This is a genomic window from Psychrobacter sp. 1176_08 (assembly GCF_052850615.1).
Genome location: NZ_VXCU01000006.1, coordinates 187033 through 205854 on the forward strand (window position 1 = coordinate 187033; position 18822 = coordinate 205854).

General features: G+C 44.3%; 16 protein-coding genes. 6 read left to right on the plus strand and 10 right to left on the minus strand.

Features of this window, described 5'->3' with window-relative positions; translation table 11 throughout:
* Positions 1–58 precede the first annotated feature (58 nt).
* The 3 genes from FW759_RS09590 to FW759_RS09600 all read right to left on the minus strand — a co-directional run bounded on the left by FW759_RS09590 (position 59) and on the right by FW759_RS09600 (position 2184).
* Complete coding sequence (locus FW759_RS09590) at positions 59–616, minus strand: hypothetical protein (RefSeq protein WP_446442840.1); 558 nt, start codon at positions 614–616, stop codon at positions 59–61.
* 77 nt (positions 617–693) lie between these two features.
* The gene (locus FW759_RS09595; RefSeq protein ID WP_446442841.1) at positions 694–1392 is read right to left on the minus strand and encodes a hypothetical protein; all 699 of its coding nucleotides are present in this window, start codon (positions 1390–1392) and stop codon (positions 694–696) included.
* Between the two features lie 33 nt (positions 1393–1425).
* Complete coding sequence (locus FW759_RS09600; protein WP_443570867.1) at positions 1426–2184, minus strand: hypothetical protein; 759 nt, start codon at positions 2182–2184, stop codon at positions 1426–1428.
* Positions 2185–2318: 134 nt separating this feature from the next.
* On the opposite strand from FW759_RS09600, the gene FW759_RS09605 reads away from it, so the two are divergent.
* Both FW759_RS09605 and FW759_RS09610 read left to right on the plus strand, forming a co-directional pair.
* Entirely contained in the window at positions 2319–2921 is a 603-nt protein-coding gene (locus tag FW759_RS09605; RefSeq protein WP_446442842.1) for a LysE/ArgO family amino acid transporter, read from the plus strand.
* 209 nt (positions 2922–3130) lie between these two features.
* Positions 3131–4351 (plus strand): acetamidase/formamidase family protein, encoded by a 1221-nt coding sequence (locus FW759_RS09610; RefSeq protein WP_446442843.1) that lies wholly within the window; start codon positions 3131–3133, stop codon positions 4349–4351.
* 110 nt (positions 4352–4461) lie between these two features.
* Here the strand turns inward: FW759_RS09610 and FW759_RS09615 are convergent, their stop codons facing one another.
* The 3 genes from FW759_RS09615 to FW759_RS09625 all read right to left on the minus strand — a co-directional run bounded on the left by FW759_RS09615 (position 4462) and on the right by FW759_RS09625 (position 7401).
* The gene (locus FW759_RS09615; RefSeq protein WP_446442844.1) at positions 4462–5103 is read right to left on the minus strand and encodes a MarC family protein; all 642 of its coding nucleotides are present in this window, start codon (positions 5101–5103) and stop codon (positions 4462–4464) included.
* A 243-nt stretch (positions 5104–5346) separates the two neighbouring features.
* Positions 5347–6207, minus strand: coding sequence for a carboxylating nicotinate-nucleotide diphosphorylase (gene nadC / locus FW759_RS09620; RefSeq protein WP_446442845.1), 861 nt, complete (start codon positions 6205–6207; stop codon positions 5347–5349).
* A gap of 153 nt (positions 6208–6360) precedes the next feature.
* Positions 6361–7401 (minus strand): NUDIX hydrolase, encoded by a 1041-nt coding sequence (locus FW759_RS09625; RefSeq protein ID WP_443508725.1) that lies wholly within the window; start codon positions 7399–7401, stop codon positions 6361–6363.
* A 481-nt stretch (positions 7402–7882) separates the two neighbouring features.
* Here FW759_RS09625 and nadA point away from each other — a divergent pair, with 481 nt between their 5' ends.
* From nadA to FW759_RS09640, 3 genes are all read left to right on the plus strand, one after another.
* Entirely contained in the window at positions 7883–9022 is a 1140-nt protein-coding gene (nadA, locus tag FW759_RS09630; RefSeq protein WP_446442846.1) for a quinolinate synthase NadA, read from the plus strand.
* Position 9023: 1 nt separating this feature from the next.
* On the plus strand, positions 9024–10994 hold the full coding sequence (gene nadB / locus FW759_RS09635; protein ID WP_446442847.1) for an L-aspartate oxidase: 1971 nt from the start codon (positions 9024–9026) through the stop codon (positions 10992–10994).
* Between the two features lie 159 nt (positions 10995–11153).
* Complete coding sequence (locus tag FW759_RS09640) at positions 11154–12041, plus strand: phosphatidate cytidylyltransferase (RefSeq protein ID WP_446442848.1); 888 nt, start codon at positions 11154–11156, stop codon at positions 12039–12041.
* A gap of 16 nt (positions 12042–12057) precedes the next feature.
* Here the strand turns inward: FW759_RS09640 and FW759_RS09645 are convergent, their stop codons facing one another.
* The 3 genes from FW759_RS09645 to FW759_RS09655 are packed head-to-tail and all read right to left on the minus strand — an operon-like array spanning position 12058 to position 16909.
* The gene (locus FW759_RS09645; RefSeq protein WP_446442849.1) at positions 12058–12894 is read right to left on the minus strand and encodes an SDR family NAD(P)-dependent oxidoreductase; all 837 of its coding nucleotides are present in this window, start codon (positions 12892–12894) and stop codon (positions 12058–12060) included.
* 38 nt (positions 12895–12932) lie between these two features.
* A complete protein-coding gene (locus FW759_RS09650) occupies positions 12933–14120 on the minus strand; it encodes a patatin-like phospholipase family protein (protein WP_446442850.1) in 1188 nt (395 codons plus the stop codon).
* Positions 14120–16909, minus strand: a complete 2790-nt coding sequence (locus FW759_RS09655; RefSeq protein ID WP_446442851.1) for an alpha/beta fold hydrolase — start codon at positions 16907–16909, stop codon at positions 14120–14122. Before FW759_RS09655 ends, FW759_RS09650 begins: the two co-directional genes overlap by 1 nt.
* A gap of 202 nt (positions 16910–17111) precedes the next feature.
* On the opposite strand from FW759_RS09655, the gene FW759_RS09660 reads away from it, so the two are divergent.
* A complete protein-coding gene (locus FW759_RS09660; RefSeq protein ID WP_131397228.1) occupies positions 17112–18023 on the plus strand; it encodes a LysO family transporter in 912 nt (303 codons plus the stop codon).
* Between the two features lie 25 nt (positions 18024–18048).
* On the opposite strand, the gene FW759_RS09665 is transcribed toward FW759_RS09660, so the two are convergent.
* The gene (locus FW759_RS09665) at positions 18049–18762 is read right to left on the minus strand and encodes a hypothetical protein (protein ID WP_446442852.1); all 714 of its coding nucleotides are present in this window, start codon (positions 18760–18762) and stop codon (positions 18049–18051) included.
* Positions 18763–18822 lie beyond the last annotated feature (60 nt).

The following is an 18822-nucleotide window of genomic DNA, read 5'->3' on the forward strand; positions in this document are numbered from 1 at the left end:
TGACTATTGAAGTCTTAAGATTGTTTAACTCTTATACCCATTCAATAACTTTAACTACTCAATTATCATGGCTATCGAGATACTGATTCATGACTCGTAAATCCTGCAAATGCCGCATCTCCATTTGCTCTAATAACGTATCCAGACGTTGTTCAATATTGTCTAATACCTTTTGTAGTAACTCACCTGCCTCCGCTTTTTTGTCACCATTCACAGTTTTTGCATTCTTATGCATATGTGTGAGCTGGTAGTAACTGGCCAACACTTCTGGCAATCGAGTATGCAACATCTTGTGCAGCACAAATTGAGACTCATTGACCGTAGGTGTTTTATGCAGCCCTTGTAACTCTTGTTGGTATGCTTGGTAGTGATGTACTTTTTCGTCAATGCTCTGTAGTTGACGCAACTGCTGCTCTGATAGACTCTCCAAATGTTTTTTATTCAGATTTAGCTGCTGCCAGTTTAGGGTAGTTAGAGACAATGGCGCCTGGTAATCTTGATACGTGAGTACGCCTGGAGAAATGCCAACTGCTTTATGAAATGCGTGCCAGCACTTTTTTCCCAAATATAAGGTAGTAATCGTCGTCACAACGCCAATGCCTATTATGATACTCATATACACTCGCTATTTGTTTTTCACTCATACATGTCATCAACTGTTATTTCGCATATACTTTTCTTTGGCTGATCGGTTTACCGCTGATTACTTTTTTCTTGAGTACTTGCTTCTTGAAGGTTTTCTTCTTGAGGATTTAGCTCATTAGGGTCATTATTTTTATCCATATTAGGGACTGTATTAGGATTACTAATGTTGCTCAGAGAAGGCGCTTCTACCGTGGTTGTTGGGTCATCAAAGCGACTTTGTAGATATCTATTGGCGACCAGCAGTTTTTGTCCATCTTGATGATAAGAGGCGTTTAATAAATCGTCGAACTGAGTATTGATTGTCTTTAGTATATCTAATAATGCTTCTTTGCCAGTGACGTTAGAGTGCTTAATTTTTGTTGTATTAGCAAGCGCGCCATCCGCCACATCTAAGTCATGCAAGCGGCGATAGTCAGCCACTGCTTGTGGTATATGTGTGTCCATCAGGTTCTGAATCATGATATAAGTTTCGTTGACAGTATCCTTGTCATCAATCTTTCCATCATTATTGGTATCACCATAAATCAGACGCAGCTTTTTGCCTTTTTGGTTGATTTGGTCAAGTGCTGTTTTGATTTCAACTGGCAAGCTTTTTTCGGGAATATAGCCCAATTGTGGCATGGCAGTGTATTCGAGCATTTTGGGCGCTGTGAATTTTTTGATACCGCGATACCCCAAATATAACCCAGCTGCTGGTAACAGCCCGTATAAAACAAACATCACGAACATCGCTGTCATTTGGGTCATCATAGCGTCCTTATGGAATTGGTCTTATATAAACTAGCTTTGGGTGCGACTTTTGACATAACGATGGGTCGATGCCAGACGGTTCATCACGGTTTGATGCAACTCATCTAATAACTCATCAAGCTCATAGTCAATTTCTAAAAACAAATCGGTCAGCATGTCCCCTGCTGTCATTTTACCTTGAACCGTACTATTCTTGGTGCGATGCGGACTAAAGCGCTGTAGCTGTTCATAATGATGTAACGCTTCAGGAATACTCTCTGACACCAGCTTATCGATGACAAACTGGCGCTCATTGTGCTGCTGCTGTTGCTGTTCGTTGAGCTCACTGCTCCACTCACGATAGCGCTTTAATTTACCATTGATTCGATCTAATATGGCAACCGCTTCAATCGGCATAGCATTTAAGGTGGCCTCATCAACCACATCAATCAGTTCAGTCATAATCGGACAGCGTCCATATCTTAGATACCATAACGTATCTGGGTCAAAAGGAGGTCTATTTGTGGGGCGCATTTGAGCGCGATTGGACAAATAACGATCCGTCAAAGGCGTGGGTGTTCGAATATCAGTGACTTGTGCTAAAGCATCACAGATACGATCCGCCCGTTCAGGTGGAGTCAGCGTGGAGGGTTGCTGATCTACTTGATTACTTTCTTCAGTCACTCCAGCCTCTTTAACTTCAGCGTCCTGATTGATACTCGCTCTTTGAGCATTTTCAGCCGCTAGCGTTGGCAAGTCATTCTGCGCTTGTCCAAACGACTGTAGCATTCTTGCCAAACTTACCACCATGACCCACTTCGCCTCTCATTCATTGTGCTTGTATTGCATACGTAGATTCAATAGCGTATCTTAACAGCTTTTTTTGGCGCTGCCAGTAAGCAAACTGTCAACGTTATTACTCTAAAAACAATAAGCCTACTACTATGAATGCCCATGATTATTTTTCTGGTTTCTTTCTTGGGCTATCGCTCATTATTGCCATTGGTTCACAAAACGCCTTTGTACTCAAACAAGGGCTTAAACGTGAGCACATATTTTTTGTCTGCCTTTTTTGCGCGGTGAGTGATGCGCTTTTAATATCAGCAGGCGTGGGTGGTTTTGGCGCAGTCACCGCACGTTACCCTCAAGTGGTCAATATTGCAAAGATAGCTGGCGTCCTGTTCTTACTATGCTACGGTTTACAAAGCTTGTATGCCAGCATGCGAGTGTCACATGCGATGACCGTTGAGGGACAAGTAGTCACCAGTCTTAAAAAAGCCTTATTATTATGCTTTGGCTTTACTTGGCTAAATCCACACGTCTACCTAGATACATTGGTGCTCGTTGGCATGGTTTCAACAGGCGCTAGCAGCAAGCTGGTGTTTGCAGCGGGTGCCATCACGGCGTCCTTCTTTTTCTTTTTTGCGTTGGGTTATGGCGCGCGCCTGCTGAGACCGCTGTTTGCCAAACCAAAAGCTTGGAACATCCTTGATGCCTTGGTCGGTATATTGATGCTCTATCTTGCTTGGCACTTATATCGCAGTTAGTACTACTGAGATATCGTGACGCACTGCACCAAAATCGCTCTTAAATGGTTTAATAGCACCAAATTAGAACGTATCCGAACGTTTGAACATAGATTTTATGGCTGAATGAGTGTTTTTTTACAATGGTATAGAACTTGCCTTAATCAAAGCGCAGTTAAAAAGTTATCGCTCTTAAAAACCATTGCTCTTAAAAACTAAGGATATGCTCTATGTTGAAAAAAACGGCTTTGTCACTATTTGTTTTAAGCACGCTCACTCTATCCCTAGCTCATGCACAAGACTTTCAGGTTCTAAAGGAAATCACAAATAAACCCACTCAACTAAAAGAAGGACCATATAAAGGCAACTACTACGTGCCGTCTACCTTACAAACCATCAGCTGGGGTTATTTGCCAAATAGAGATGCCAAACCTGTGTTAAGTGTGCCATCTGGAAGTACAGTGACGTTTGATACGGTGTCTCATGAAGGCTTACTTGAAGATCAAGGACGCGATGCAGAAAAATACTTTCAATCAAAAGGTGTCTCAGCAGATTACGTCTTGGATGAAGCAAAAAAGATTACTGGTTCTGACTTAGAACATGATTTTCATAAAGATGGCCCGCATATTGTGACAGGACCACTTGAAATACGCGGCGCCATGCCAGGCGATATTTTAAAAGTAGAAGTGATCAAAATTGAGCCTCGTGTGCCTTATGGTGTTATCTCTAATCGTCATGGCAAAGGCACCTTGGTGGGAGAGTTTCCAAAAACACCGCAGCAAAAAAATGCCTCGACCGCTCATCCTGAACGCTTCGGTAATGTCTCCGTCTTTACGCCGATAGAAAAAAACGCCAACGGCAATTATGAAGGCGTCATCAAAACCGAGTCTGGTCCCTCTATCCGCTTTCCACTCAATCCATTTATGGGATTGATGGGCGTGGCCTCAAACACCTCAGAGCCTGTACACTCTGTACCACCAGCAAAACATGGCGGCAATATGGACATCAATGACTTGGGTGATGGCTCAACGGTCTATTATCCTGTACAAGTACCAGGCGCACTCTTCTACACAGGTGACAGTCATTTTGCTCAGGGAGATGGTGAAGTCGCTCTGACCGCGCTCGAAGCATCAGCGCGTGCAACCTTTAAGTTCACATTGTTAAAAGCAGGTAAAGACAAAATCCCTGGTCAGTCGATGTCACAACCTTTGGGCGAAAATGCTGAGTTTTGGATGACGCCGGGGTTGGATGAAGACTTAGACGAAGCCATGAAAAAATCGACTCGTGAAGCCATTGGTTTTTTGAATAGAGAGTATGGTATTGATGAAGCATTGGCGTATGCTTATTTGAGTGCCGCCACTGACTTTGAAGTATCACAGGTGGTCGATAAAACAAAAGGCATCCATGCAAAAATTCGTAAGGCAGATTTTAGAGAGTTTAGTCAAGACTAAGTCAAACAAGTCATTTATATAGAGCAGTAGCAAGCACTTAGCACACGTATATGATTTAGAGTCTATGCTAAGCGCTTGCTCACAAAACGGCTGTTATATTAAAACCCTTATTACATCATGCTTGGAAACAATGTACGCAATGCATTGACGATGATTTCGACAGAAACGGCCGCCAGTAACATACCCATAATTCGGCTCATAATGTTTAGCCCCGTATCGCCCAATAAACGGCTGATACGACCGGCTGCCATCAATGCCAAATAACAAAACAAGCTGATGAACAATCCAGCGATCAATATAGCAGAGACTTGCAACACGCCCGAGACTTGTGACGAATAGATAATAACGGTTGAGATACCACCGGGTCCAATCATCATCGGAATCGCAAGCGGAACGACGGCAGAAGCCATCGTTGGCGGCGCGTCCTGTACATGATCGACATCAAAATTTTCTTGATCAGGCTTAACCGGGTTACCCTCACCATTCATCATGTTCAGCGCAATCAAAAAGACCAATATTCCGCCTGCCAGCTGGAACGAGCCTATCGAGATACCCAGTATTTTTAGTAGCCCTTCGCCCGCTAACGTAAAAAAGCTAATGGTAATAAAAATCGTCACACAAGCAACGCGCGCCACTTTGCGCCGGTTATTCATCGAATAATCACGGGTCAAATCCAAAAATAACGTCAGAGCGCTAAATGGATTAATCAATACCATAAAGGCTAAGATTATCTTGATAATTTCAGTATTCACTGAGCGCTCGCTTGTCTATTGAGATAACTTGTACAAAAAGTAAGGTCATCGTGCGAGTGCAAAGATGACCCAATACGCATCGAAAAATGGCATTGTAACATAGGCAGATAAGCCAATAAAATCATTAACTTTGTCGATTTTTTTATATCACCAATATCAGACTTTTATCAAATGCTTTATTCAGGCGCTAAGGAATGAGCAACTAAGCTATCAAGCAATATTATCAAACCTTAACAAATCAAACTACACACTAAAGTCCAAACCAATATCTAAGGCGGTAGTACTGTGTGTGAGGTACCCCATCGCAATAAAATCAACGCCTGTCTTTGCCACTGCTTGTACGGTGGTAGGAGTAATCCCGCCTGACGCTTCTGTTTTGGCGCGGCCCTGACACATGACCACTGCTTGCGATAGGACGTCAGGCGACATATTGTCTAATAAGACCAAGCTCACGCCAGCCTCTAATGCTTTCTCTAGCTGCTCTAATGTATCAACTTCCACTTCGATTGGAATCAGGTGACCTGCAAACTCTTGGGCGTGGCGGATGGCTGTCTTGATGTCACCTGCTATGGCAATATGATTGTCTTTAATCAAGATGGCATCATCTAATCCCAAGCGATGATTGCGCCCGCCGCCGCAGCGTACGGCATATTTTTGTACCACACGCAAACCTGGAATGGTCTTGCGCGTGCAGGTAATTTGCGCAGGATAGGCAGCGACACTATCGACGATTGTTTTTGTCGCTGACGCAATACCACTCAAATGCGTCATAAAATTGAGTGCGGTGCGCTCGGCCGTCAGCAGATGACGAGCATTGCCCCGAACGGTTGCCAAAACTGTACCAGCAGCCACCGATTCACCGTCGTTGACGTAAGCGCTAAATTCAATCTGCTGATCGACCAAAGCAAACGACAAACGCGCCAAATCCATACCACATATCACGCCTGCTTGCCGCGTCTTAATTTCTAGTTGCGCTTGCAGGTCAACTGGGATGGTGGCTTGCGACGTCACATCGCCGCGTCTACCCAAATCTTCAATTAAGGCAGCTTCAACCAAGGGTTTAAGCAATACTTCATCCAATGCTGGCTCTTTTTTGACTGTCATCTTTAACCCTTATATGCGTACACTAATAATATGAGCTTGATTTAATTAAACTCAAAATGAGCATAAATATAGCGTAAAGTGAACACTCTCGCAAGCCAAGTACCTGTTTTCGTGCTTAACCAAGTGGACATCATCGACTGCAAAAATGGCTTCTTATTTACGCTTGGGTAATTTGCTATCCATCAATAAGCTTTGTAGTTCAATATCATGACGAAAGCGATAAAGCTTTGCAGGGCGACCTCGTTGAGCGCTACTACTGTCTCCTGTCTCTGTTACGAGGTGCTGTGCATCGAGCAGGCGACGAAAATTTTGTTTGTGCAAACGCACGCCTGATAATGCTTCTACGCTTTGCTGTAACTGCGACAACGTAAACACCTCAGGCATTAAGCCAAAGATAAGGGGTCGATATTCGATTTTTGCACGCAGCCTTGAGATAGCAGTGGCAATCACACGGCGATGATCATAGTACATCGGCACACCTATCAGCTGTGACCATTGTTCAGGCAGTATTTTTGTCTGATAAGTGGGCGGATAAGTAGGCGCTTCAGGTATCAGCCCCGCTTCATAAAGCATTTCATAACGCAGCAACACATGCTCAGCTACCCATTCTTTACTCTCGTATTCAGGCTTTTTATCTGACTCACTTACCAACTCTATATTGTGAGCGTCATCATCTGCAAAAACTGGCTGACTTACGCCCCAGCACAAGCCAATGCGTTGTATTCGGCGTTGTTGACCGACGTCATCCTCTGCGGTATTCGCCCAATCTAATAATGCAGGCACGATAAATTCTACAATCATACTTGGCATACCATCCAAGTGATTCTCCCAAGGAAAATAGTCGTACCAATCTTGCCATGACGCTTGGCTTTGTAGCTGCGCTTGCGTCTCTTGCACCAATCCTAGATAACTCACATAAACCAATGCGTGACCATCGATGTTGCGCCTATTGGTATCGACAAAGGTATATAACTGCTCTAAATATCCAAGTGGCTGCTGTGTTTGCTCTTCGACCCATTGACGAACGCCTGCTTGTAAAGAGCGGTGCAACGGCATGAGTGGTCCATTGGGTAATAATTTCCCTTGATCGACCGTTAATACGCGAGCGGTATGGTCTGTGATGGCCACAAGTACTGCGACTACTTCGGTTGTGCCACTACCTTGTTGATGGGCGTGCGAGTAAGACAATGTCATAACGTTAAAGGTCATCCTTTATTTTTAGAGTCAAAAGGTAATAAAACGAATGGCTGATAGTATGGCTTAGTATAGCGTGAATGTCGCATTATCATAGACTGCGGTTGTAACGATAAAAAGTCAAAAACAATGTCGAAAACAGTATCGAAAGTAATGTCAAAAACGATAATCAGCAGAGGATAGTTGGTTCAAATTACACAATTTACAGCACCATTTATCTACCCTCTTTCCCATTACACGCGAATCTCTCTAAAAAACCAAAGCCTTTTTCCTATCATCTCGACGCTTTATCACTCAAGTTCTTATCACTCAAGTACAAAAACGCAGTTTATGTAAATCGCATCCTTTAATCAGCGACATCTAAAAAGCACTTGTATTTATACTCAAAATGAGCATAATTAAATAATGTTTTGTCAGCAGTACTTGATTGATCCATTTTAGCGGCACACCAATTGTCGTTACCCCATAAAAGGTTGTCATTATGAAAATCTACCCATACGATGCGCCAATAATGAGCACTGATGCTCGCATTGCTACTCAAATGAATATCGACTATGCCCGAGCCAAAATCCCAAAGGATCTGCCACGTGCAGAGCGCATCGCGATCGAAGCAAACATCAAGCAGTTGTTAAAGGATAAAAATGCGGTACTGGTCGCCCATTATTATGTCGATCCCTTTATCCAAGATTTAGCATTGGCAACAGGTGGCTGTGTCGGAGACTCGCTTGAAATGGCGCGCTTTGGTCAAGCACATAGCGCGCAAACCTTGGTGGTTGCGGGCGTGCGCTTCATGGGTGAATCAGCAAAAATACTAAGCATGGAAAAAACCGTCCTCATGCCAGATTTGGAGGCGGAGTGTTCGCTTGATTTGGGCTGCCCTGCCGATGCGTTTGCTGCATTTTGCGATGCTCATCCTGAGCGTACCGTGGTGGTTTATGCCAATACCAGCGCTGCCGTAAAAGCGCGGGCAGACTGGGTGGTGACCTCCTCCGTTGGTATCGATATCGTTCGCCATCTGCACGCAAAAGGCGAGTCCATCATTTGGGGGCCTGATCGTCACTTGGGTAAATATATCGCGCGTGAGACTGGTGCAGATATGCTGCTGTGGCAAGGCTCATGCTTGGTACACAACGAGTTTAAAGCCACTGAGCTGATACAGTTAAAAGAAGCCTATCCAGAGGCAAAAGTATTGGTACATCCTGAATCTCCTAATAGCGTCGTGGCGCTCGCCGATGTGGTTGGCTCAACCAGTAAGCTGCTGCAATCGACATATGAGATGGACGCCGATACGTTTATTGTTGCCACCGATTTGGGTATCTTGCATGAGATGCAAAAACGCTCACCAACCAAGCGCTTTTTGGCCGCGCCCACCGCTGGTGAAAGCGCCAGTTGCAAAAGCTGTGCTTTTTGTCCATGGATGGCAATGAATGGCTTAAAAGGTATCGAGCAATGCTTAACCAATCAGAGTGGTGAGGTACTAATGACGCCTGAGTTGGCCGCCGCGGCTAGAAAACCTTTGCAACGCATGCTTGATTTTGCTGAGTCACAAAAACAGCGTGTGGCAGCCAGCGGCGATCTTGTCAAAGACCGCGCCTTGTTTGCCAATGTAGGGGCCGCTTAGCATGAGCGATGCTATCAACCTAGGCAGCGCCATTGATGATGCGCATAGCGAAGATGGTGTGAGACAAACGGATGTGTTGATCATTGGTGCAGGACTGGCGGGTTTGAGCACGGCTTTGTCTTTGCCAACATCGCTTTCGGTCACGGTGCTGAGCAAAGCTGCACTTGAGGTTTGCTCGAGTCACTATGCGCAAGGCGGTATCGCTGCAAGCTTAGACAAAGAGGATACTGTTGCCGACCATATCTCTGATACGTTGGTTGCTGGCGCAGGATTATGTGAGTTTAATAATACCGCCCGCATCTTAAGCGCTGGAAAACAAGCGGTTGAATGGCTGTGCCAACAAGGCGTGCCTTTTACCCAAATATCTCATTCAGATACTCAGCAAAAAACCATCGCCACTCTGCGTACCAGCGACTTACACTTAACCAAAGAAGGCGGGCATGGTTGTCGCCGAGTCGCCCATGCGGACGATGCGACTGGTCGGCATATGATGGAAGCATTACTTCTCAAAGCGCAGGCGGCGAGTAATATTACTATCCTTCACTATCATGAAGCGTTGGAATTGTTGACAGCACCATTCAGCAGTAATCTGGATAACGCAGCCATTAATCACTGTCACGGTGCACATGTTTTTGATCATATCAATCAGCGCCAATTTACCTTTCATAGTAGTGCTGTCGTATTGGCCAGTGGCGGCTTAGGGCAACTGTTTAAACGCGCCAGTGCGCCCAACGTTTGTGTTGGTGATGGGGTGATGATGGCATGGCAAGCAGGTTGCCGCTTAGCCAATCTAGAGTTTGTTCAATTTCATCCGACAGGTTTGGTGCTTGGCGATAGTCACTTTTTGATATCAGAGGCATTACGCGGTGAAGGTGGACGGTTGTATTGTCCGCAGACCGGTACGCGCTTTATGCTGGATATCGACGTGCGCGCTGAGCTCGCACCACGCGATATCGTTGCCCGTGCCATTGCCGAGCAAATTGATAGTAATGGTCTGGGTTACGTACATCTTGATGTCAGCCATTTGCCAGCGGCATTCTTAAAGGCGCATTTTCCGCAGATTTACCAAACATTGCAGACACTCGGCATTGATATGACTGCTGAGCCTATTCCCGTAGCGCCGATTGCCCATTATAGCTGCGGCGGCGTGGTGACGTCTGCGGACGGTTTGACCGATGTAGTAGGACTTTATGCGGCTGGTGAAGTTGCCTATACCGGATTGCATGGCGCCAATCGTTTGGCAAGTAACTCATTATTAGAGTGCGTGGTCGTTGGTCGGTACATTGCTACACATGTGCCCCAGTATTTGAAGGCCATTACCAAACCAAACCGCCCTTTATATAAGATTCATTCAGCGCAAGCGGTATGTACGGCTTGGACGCTACCACGTCTTAAAGAGACTCAGGCTGTTGCCTTGTCACCTTCTAGCTCTCATTTATATGTTCATAGTGATATAAAAGACAATACACATTTTGACGTTGATGCTGTCAAAATAACCGCCGCATTAAAACTGCTGATGACCAATAATATGGGTATCGTGCGTCATGCTGATAAGTTAGAGCAAGCGCTCCTGCAAGTACAGCAGTGGCAACAAGCATTGGATGCACTGTCTGATGAAAAAGCTTTTATCCTTTTAAAAGATGGAACCGAGAGTTATAGCACTAGTGGGACCGACTTAAATTTATCAAATTGTGTTGATGAATCTGCTATACTCCATTCTTTGGCATCTTTTCAGTTAAAGCAGCAACTATCTTTAGCCTCTCTTATTATTCACGCGGCGTATCAACGCTGTGAAAGTCGTGGTGGTCACGCGCGCCTAGACTATCCTGACACAGACAGCGAACCGCGAACCAGTGTCGTTTATCCAATCGTTGAGTTGGATAGTCACAGCCTTGATAAGCCAAGCAGATATCATGGTACATTGCCTATAAATACCTCTGTTGTAGCAGCTAAAACAACTGCCACAGGATAATGCACCTGCTTTGACCAGCAAATATAGGGTAAAAGAGTGAATCAGATGCAACAAACTATACTTTCTCAATTTAGCAGCAGGTACCCTATTTATACTGAGTATAATATGCTGGACTCACTTTTACCTTTTATTCGTAATGTATGACTAAGACGATGGACGATGACTGCTGATACTTGGTTTGTGGTTGGTCTGATGTTAACCGTAAGCACAGTTTGGGGTGCACTGGCCTATCCAGGCATCCGCCTCCGCTTACCTAAAATTTATTTTATCGCCCGCTCATGGTGGTGGATGCTAGCCACATTATGCAGCTGCTATGTGATTGCAAAAATAGACCTCAATAATCAGCATCCTTATGCATGGCTATTGACGGTCTTTTTTTTATTAGTGGGTTCACGCGCCTTATACGAAATCATTCGTTTGTGGCGACCAAGCAGCAAAGCACATTTGATTTATAAGCTACAACAGCGTGGATTACATCCTTCTACACCAACTGATCACAAACCTGCATTCCTTAATGCTATTCCTCACTCATCTCCGCTTACTCCAACAATAAATGGTATTGATATCGCTCTAGTACTTGCTACTATTAGTTTGACCATCAGTCTCATTGTTCTTCAACACGTGGCATGGCAACGTAGCGAGTATGGCGTAGTATTATTTGTGTTATTTTCGAGTCAATTTAACGATATTGCTCAATATTTATGTGGCAAATGGCTCAAGAACAAGCTATTTAAACGTAATCTTGCACCCACCATTAGCCCTAACAAAAGTATTGAAGGTGCCCTATTTGGTGGATTCGCTGCTGCCGTACTTGCTACGATATTTGGGATTTGGTTGACGCCATTTGATGGCTGGTTATGCTTTATTATTGCTTATGGGCTAGTTGTGAGTGGCATTGCAGGGGATTTGCTAGAGTCAGCCTTCAAGCGTCAACATGGGATCAAAGATATTGGTACGTTACTGGCAGGACATGGCGGTATTCTTGATAGGATTGATAGTCTACTGATTGGTGTGCCACTGTTTACCTTGGTTTATTGGTTTTACTAAAATTGAAGATCTCCCATTACTTGTCTAATTTACTACGTAGTAGTCGATGTAATACAGGCTTTGGCAGTCGATTCAATATTCTAGTGATGTAACGCATAGGCCATGGAAATATAGCTAGCTCAGTATCTTCGCTAATTGCTTGCATTATGTTATCGACTGCATGCTCAGTGGACATGATAAAAGGCTTATGACTGGCATCCCCTTTATTTAAATCGCGCAAAGCTTGCGTGTCAATATAGCCTGATGCAATACAAGTAACTTGTATATTAAAAGGCTGCATAGCACAGCGATAAGCACTGGCAGTGGCAATCATGGCGCTCTTACTTTTGGCATATAGACTGGCATAAGGATAATCCAACACTCCTGCTATCGACGCAATACAAATGAGACCGAGTTTAGGATCAGATACAGTATGAGTAGCAGGACAAGTGACTGGTTGCTCCTCTATTTGCCGCTTTAATTGCGTACTTGCCCAATAAAATACATGCTCAAACGCTTGCAAGTTAATCGCCAGCATTTGGTCACTCTGCACGCGGTCAAGTGTGTGTATTCTCTCATTGAAATAACTGCCTGCGCTATAGATCAAACGCTGAAAATCAACCTCTGATAGTTGTTGCAATAATCTTCGACGTTCAATGTCATGGGCTAAATCACAAGAATAAGTAATCATATCAGGATGACTCTGATTTAACGTTTTTATCTTCTCTTGATTATGACCAACCACACTCACTCGCCAGCCCTGCAGCTGGTGGCGGCGTGCTAGTGCCAAGCCAATTCCGCTTGTACCACCCACCACAATCAGATGCGGTGTGCTACTGGTATTAGTATAGGAAGGATTAATAACATCTGTCATAGTGCCTGCCGATAAGTCATTGTAATAAAGTAGCTGTATTAAAGATGCTGTTGAATATAGCTCACTGTACGCTTATACCCGTAGTCCCACTGCGCCTGCATTTGACGGACAAACGTATCGTGAGAGCTGTGTACCAGCTCAATCATTGCCGTCTTCATATTCAAGCGTTTTCTTACTTGCTGCCCTACTAACTGCGCTGCATTGTCAGAAAAAGGCAGCCAATGTATTTGACTGGTAAAACCGCTTGCCCCATCTCTATGCTGATACTGATGCACCTGTGCCAAGCGCACATTTGGGTCAAACCCAAAAACATGGCGAATAGCAGGCGCGGCAAGCCAACGATCATATCCTGCCTTAGTTTCGGCAAAGACTGTGTGACCAGTAGCAGCTGCCAGCTCAATGGGGGTTAAATTAATCACACCGCCCAAGCACCAACCCAACTCTCGAATATGGATGGGCGGTAAATAATACATGTCTGACATCGAAGCACGAACTGCAGTGGCTATTTCCCATTCTTGTAGTACGGCCACGTTCTGATGAATGCGTGTACGTGCTAGTGTATTGACAGGAGAAATAAGCTTATCGAACGTAGTACATGCTGTTGGTTCGGTAGTAGAATTCGGTATTAACTGGGTCCGATACCGATGAGCCAAAGGTAACGGAGCAAATAAAACTTCTTGTAGCTGCGGCTGGCCACGCGCTGTTTGTGCTGCTTGCCCTTGATAAAGTCGACTGGCAATAATCGCAATATCAGGTGTCATTGGATCAATTACCGTCTGTTTATTAGTATTTGCCAAGTGTATCAACTCATCAAGCCATTGATCGTCATTTGTGATACGAAACATAGCCAAATGTTGTAGTTCATCCAAAAGATCAGCATGCATATTAGCAGACTGGCGCATACTTAGATGAGAAGTACGCCAACGGTTGAATGCCTGACTGGCATAACGCCATTTATGCCGCATGCTAACCTCATCAGGAGCGACATGGGTGATATTGCCAATTACCTTATATAGCGCATGACTCTCAATAAGCTGTTTGAGGACAACAGGATCAGGCGCAAGCTGTACCAGAAGAGCGGACAAACTACCACCGCAAGTCCCAATGATTAAACCCGGCTTGAGATCATGCTCAACCAGCGCGGCATAACTGCCCAAATAATACCCAAAGCGCGAACCGCCACCAGAAAAAAGCTGAACACGCTCATAAGGGTGCGTGGTTTTCATTACTGGCTCTCATTAGGCTTGGTAGGCTCAGCTTTACTGTCTTGTAGAGATACTTCGCTATCTTTGTTAGCGGCACTTATATCGGCAGTGAGTGGTTTTTTTGCCAATGATACCGTAAAAATACCAAACTTATCGATACGCATAGATACTTTTTCAAAACCTGCACGCTCAACCAGTTGATCCATTTCTGCCTGTGAGCGGCAACGCATCACCCAACTACTGCCGCGATGATTATTCAAGGTTTTGCTGATAAATTCTTGCTCAGGATGCCAAGGTTGATTGGTATAAATAAGATACCCACCCGCCTGAAGACTGGCGTACATCCCTGCCAACGCTGTCGCAAGTAATGTGTTATCAGAAAACAGCTCAAACACCCCTGAAGCAATAGCAATATCAAATGCAGATGTATCAGCATTAATGTTATGATAACTACTGCTATCAAATGCATCTTTTTGATAAGTTACCACGCGATTGCCCATATCCAAACGCTCTGCTTTGTATTGTAGGGCCTGTATATTGTGGGTCTCATAATCACGCAACTCAGCATGTAAGTTGTCAAATCTTTCCAGCAAATCAAATACGTAAGCGCCGTGACCACTCGCAATATCTAATAGTTTTGGAGTATATGATCTTGGGACATGCTTTGGCTGTTCAGAGATAAGGGCATGCTGACCGTCTTTAGCCTCTTTCTGCATTTGTACATGCGCGATCGCCTCACCTGCTAATTCTAATAAGTGCTTGCGTCGTACTCGGATTCCTTGCCAACCAATATTATTTAAATAGAACTTATCTATGGCACGCCCAACTGTACCACGTCCACTTGGGGTATTATTGTACACTTGATCCAATGAGCTGCCAGAGTCAAAACCGTGCTCAAGCCCTGCCGAGATGGCTTGACTGACATGACCAAATTTTTGCATGGCAAAGCGCGTGATAGCAAAGCTTGGATTAAATGGCTTAATCGCTAAACGATCGACTTTGTCCTTGCTGGCGCTGGCAAGATGCGCATCATTTAGATCTGGCATTTGTACTGACGTTGCAAATACTTGCTCAGCAAAATCAAGACAATCTGCAAATATATCCGCTTTATTGGTCTCATGAAAAATAGCATGATAGCTGTCTGGATATAGCTGCCAGCGCTTGATAGGTGTATTAATGGCTTCATAAAAATCACGCTCAGCTTGTTTATCTACCACGTAGTCTTTGCCGGCACACAACACAAAAACAGGTGCAGTAATAGCAGCAGCATCGTCGAGCAAACGCTGCCCTGTGGCGTGAGTGTCAATCAACAAATCCGTTGAGATACTACTCGATATTAGCGGATCGGCATTGTATGCTTCCTGCGCGGCCTTATCGTGAGTGAGCACTTGCGCCTTCACATAACTGCTCACACGAGACATCATCCCAAGGGTTCGTGCCACTTTTAGCGTTGGAATGGCAAACGGCATATACAAGCGAATATTGAGCGCAGGTGTACCCAATATCATCCCGCGAATATTAGGCGCATAATCATGTACCCATGCTGCTGCTAACACAGCCCCTATGCTGCTGGCCACAATCAATGTGTCTTCGATAGCAATGCCCGTCTGAGCTCTGACCAACTGCACAAAATCATTCAAATCTCGTTCAAGCTCTGTGACGCTATCAGCATGATCTTTGATGCCACCTGAGCGTCCATTACCACGCGCATCCCATGCAAATACCTGATAACCTGCCCTTGCAAACTGTACACCAAGCTCTGCCAGTCGTCCCGAATGTTCATGCCCACGGTGTAACAAAATTACTTGGCGTAATAACTGATTGGCTGCTTGTAATTTTATGTCAGCTATCGGCATGGTCAACCAATAACGGTAATAGATCGCTGTGCCATCGTAAGCATTAAAACAGCTTTCGCCACTGATGGGCAGTGTCTGATCACATGCCGATTGATGAAAATAATGAGGTGATGAAGGCTTAGCCATGGTTTGAATATCCAAATGATGGGGAGTCGATGCGTGAGTTATCTCTGAGAGATTATCTAATTTTGATGAAGTATGCTTTAAAGGTAACTGTATTTTCTTAGTAAGCAATTGCTCGAATGTATTGTCATCGGCATGACTCGAAAAAACTGCGCGGTTTAACCGAAGTTGGGGTGGATTACTTCGCAGATAAAGCTCAGCGATAAACCGTAAGCGGTTTAGACACGTTTTTATGAGTAATGCTTCTGAGATGATGAACAATGGTGATAGACAAGCACTTAAACGCGTGAGCGGTAACTTCATCCCCATAACCGTACCAAGCACCCCAAGCAATAACGCACGATCGCTTTTTCCTAGTGGCCCTTGATTGCCTCGCTCTTGGAAACCTATATTACTACCAATTGCCAACAGCTCTGTACCGATGCTTAATAAGGACAAACTGGCAATATGCTGCTGATAAGAGCCATGATTATGAGCGCCCGATATTGTCGTCTGATTCAAATGCGGCAAAATGCTGATAAAAAATGCCGTATCTGCTACCAGATCGCCTGCTTCATTGAGTACGGCACCCATTGTCGATGCCTGTCCATGCTCACGTGCCATCATGCCGTCGATTGCATTTAGCGCCATACGCATGAACAAAGACAAAGGCAATGATAACCATAAACGTGGGCTCTCTCCTGCCCGCGTCGCAATCACATAAGCCGTACCCATGCTTAACACGACCGCGCTGATAGTCACTTGATTTGCAGTACAATGATGCTTAACCAACATATCGCTAACAGGGCGCAGCTGATCTTGAAATTGAGACTTGAGTTGGTAAAGTGACATAATAAAGATCAGCTATCTGAATACTCTAATGTAACAACAAATGTTTATCAGGTAAATGCTTGTCATTATTATATTCTTTTTTCATCAATCAACTGGGGCGTATGCATCACCCTTTGACGCACGTGCCACCATTATGACCCAGTGTGCTACAATCGTCGGCTTGTCCAAAATGCCTTATTAAAAATGCTGCGAGCCTACCACCATGCATAGCCTAATCACTCTTGTTTTGGTATTGATGCCAATGTTCATTGGTTTTGCCATTCCTTCTAACCCAACCATGACCAAGTTTGCAGACAAAGGCCTGTCTTATTTGGTGTTTGTCATCTTGGGACTCATTGGTATTGAGCTGTCACAAGTGGAAGGCTTAGGCAGTCAGATTGGCGAGATCGCTTTATACGTGACGGTCTTATCGATACTCACGGTTGGCACAGGTTTATTCGCTCTTATGTTGTTTGACCACATGCGTCCATGGCATGCTAAAAAACCCAGCGTAAAGTCAAAAGCGCATCGCGTCAGTATTCGTGGCAGCTTAGCACAAGTATTTTGTGTGGCAATTGGCATGATAATTGGGTATTTATTACCAGCTGACTACATGCCACCTGAAAACACTATGACTGCACTATTGATGATACTGATTTTATTGGTCGGTATTGGCTTAAAAGGGTCAGGCATCACCTTAAAAGAGGTGCTATTGAATAGACGCGGCGTGGAGATGAGTATCATCTTTACGCTATCGGTGTTGGTTGGCGGACTGATTTTTGCTTTATTATTTACTGATGTGTCATGGGCAAAAGGTTTAGCGTTGGCGTCAGGATTTGGCTGGTATTCGCTCTCAGCGATTGTGATGACAGATGCTTATGGCGCGGTTTGGGGCAGTGTCGCGCTATTTAATGATTTGGTACGCGAGTTTTTTGCTTTATTATTCATTCCTGTTTTTATGCGCAAATACCCTTCCGCTGCTGTTGGGCTTGGGGGCGCGACCAGCTTGGATTTTACTTTACCAATCATTCAACAATCAGGTGGTCTAAAAGTCGTGCCACTGGCGATCAGTTTTGGCTTTATTATTAATATCGTCTCGCCAGTGCTGATGGTGTTTTTTTCGGCACTTGGGTAATTTGGTCAAGCCACTAACAATACGGTTATGTAAATGGTGTGCACTTCTGGGCATATTTTCCATATAGCTGCTCGTAAGATATATATTTGAAGTTATTTAAGTCATGAACTTCAGAGCTTGCCATTAAAGTAAAACGGCTTTGTTTAGCCTCAATATCATCAACATTTAATGCTGCGAAAGTACGGTCTACGGAATCTTGTTCTGTCGCTAAGTATCTAATTGAGCAGTCATAAGTGTGGATACGGTCAGGCGCAATACTGTGGTCTAATATCAGTTTATTTTTGACGATAAGTGCTCGATTGCGCGCTAGCATATCGATACCGAAATTCATAATAGCCTCCTCATCGCGCTCACTTGACGCAGTATGACCAAAAATAAAAACCTTGGCTTTTGGATAAGCATTCAGATTTTCTTCAATTATTGCAAATTCTTTATCATAAACATCAGGTAACTGGCTGCTCATGGGCGGGAAAAAACCAGCAAATGACATTTCGAGTCCACCCACCTCAACGACTACTAGACAACCTTTAGCATCTAATACTCTAGTAGGCGGTGTTTTAGGACACTCATCTATATCATCAGGTACGCCGTCCTCATCTGAATCAGGAATGTTTGCCTGCATCGTCATTATATTTTCATGTTGTGGTATATCTTGAGATGGCGCAGTTGTTACAGTCTGGCAACCAGCTAACGTCAAGGATGCTGTAAATAGCAAAGAATTATAGGGTTTAGTTATCATTTTTTACTCTCTAAACATTGTCACATGCCACGCTTCATCTATACTAAAAAGATAACTATC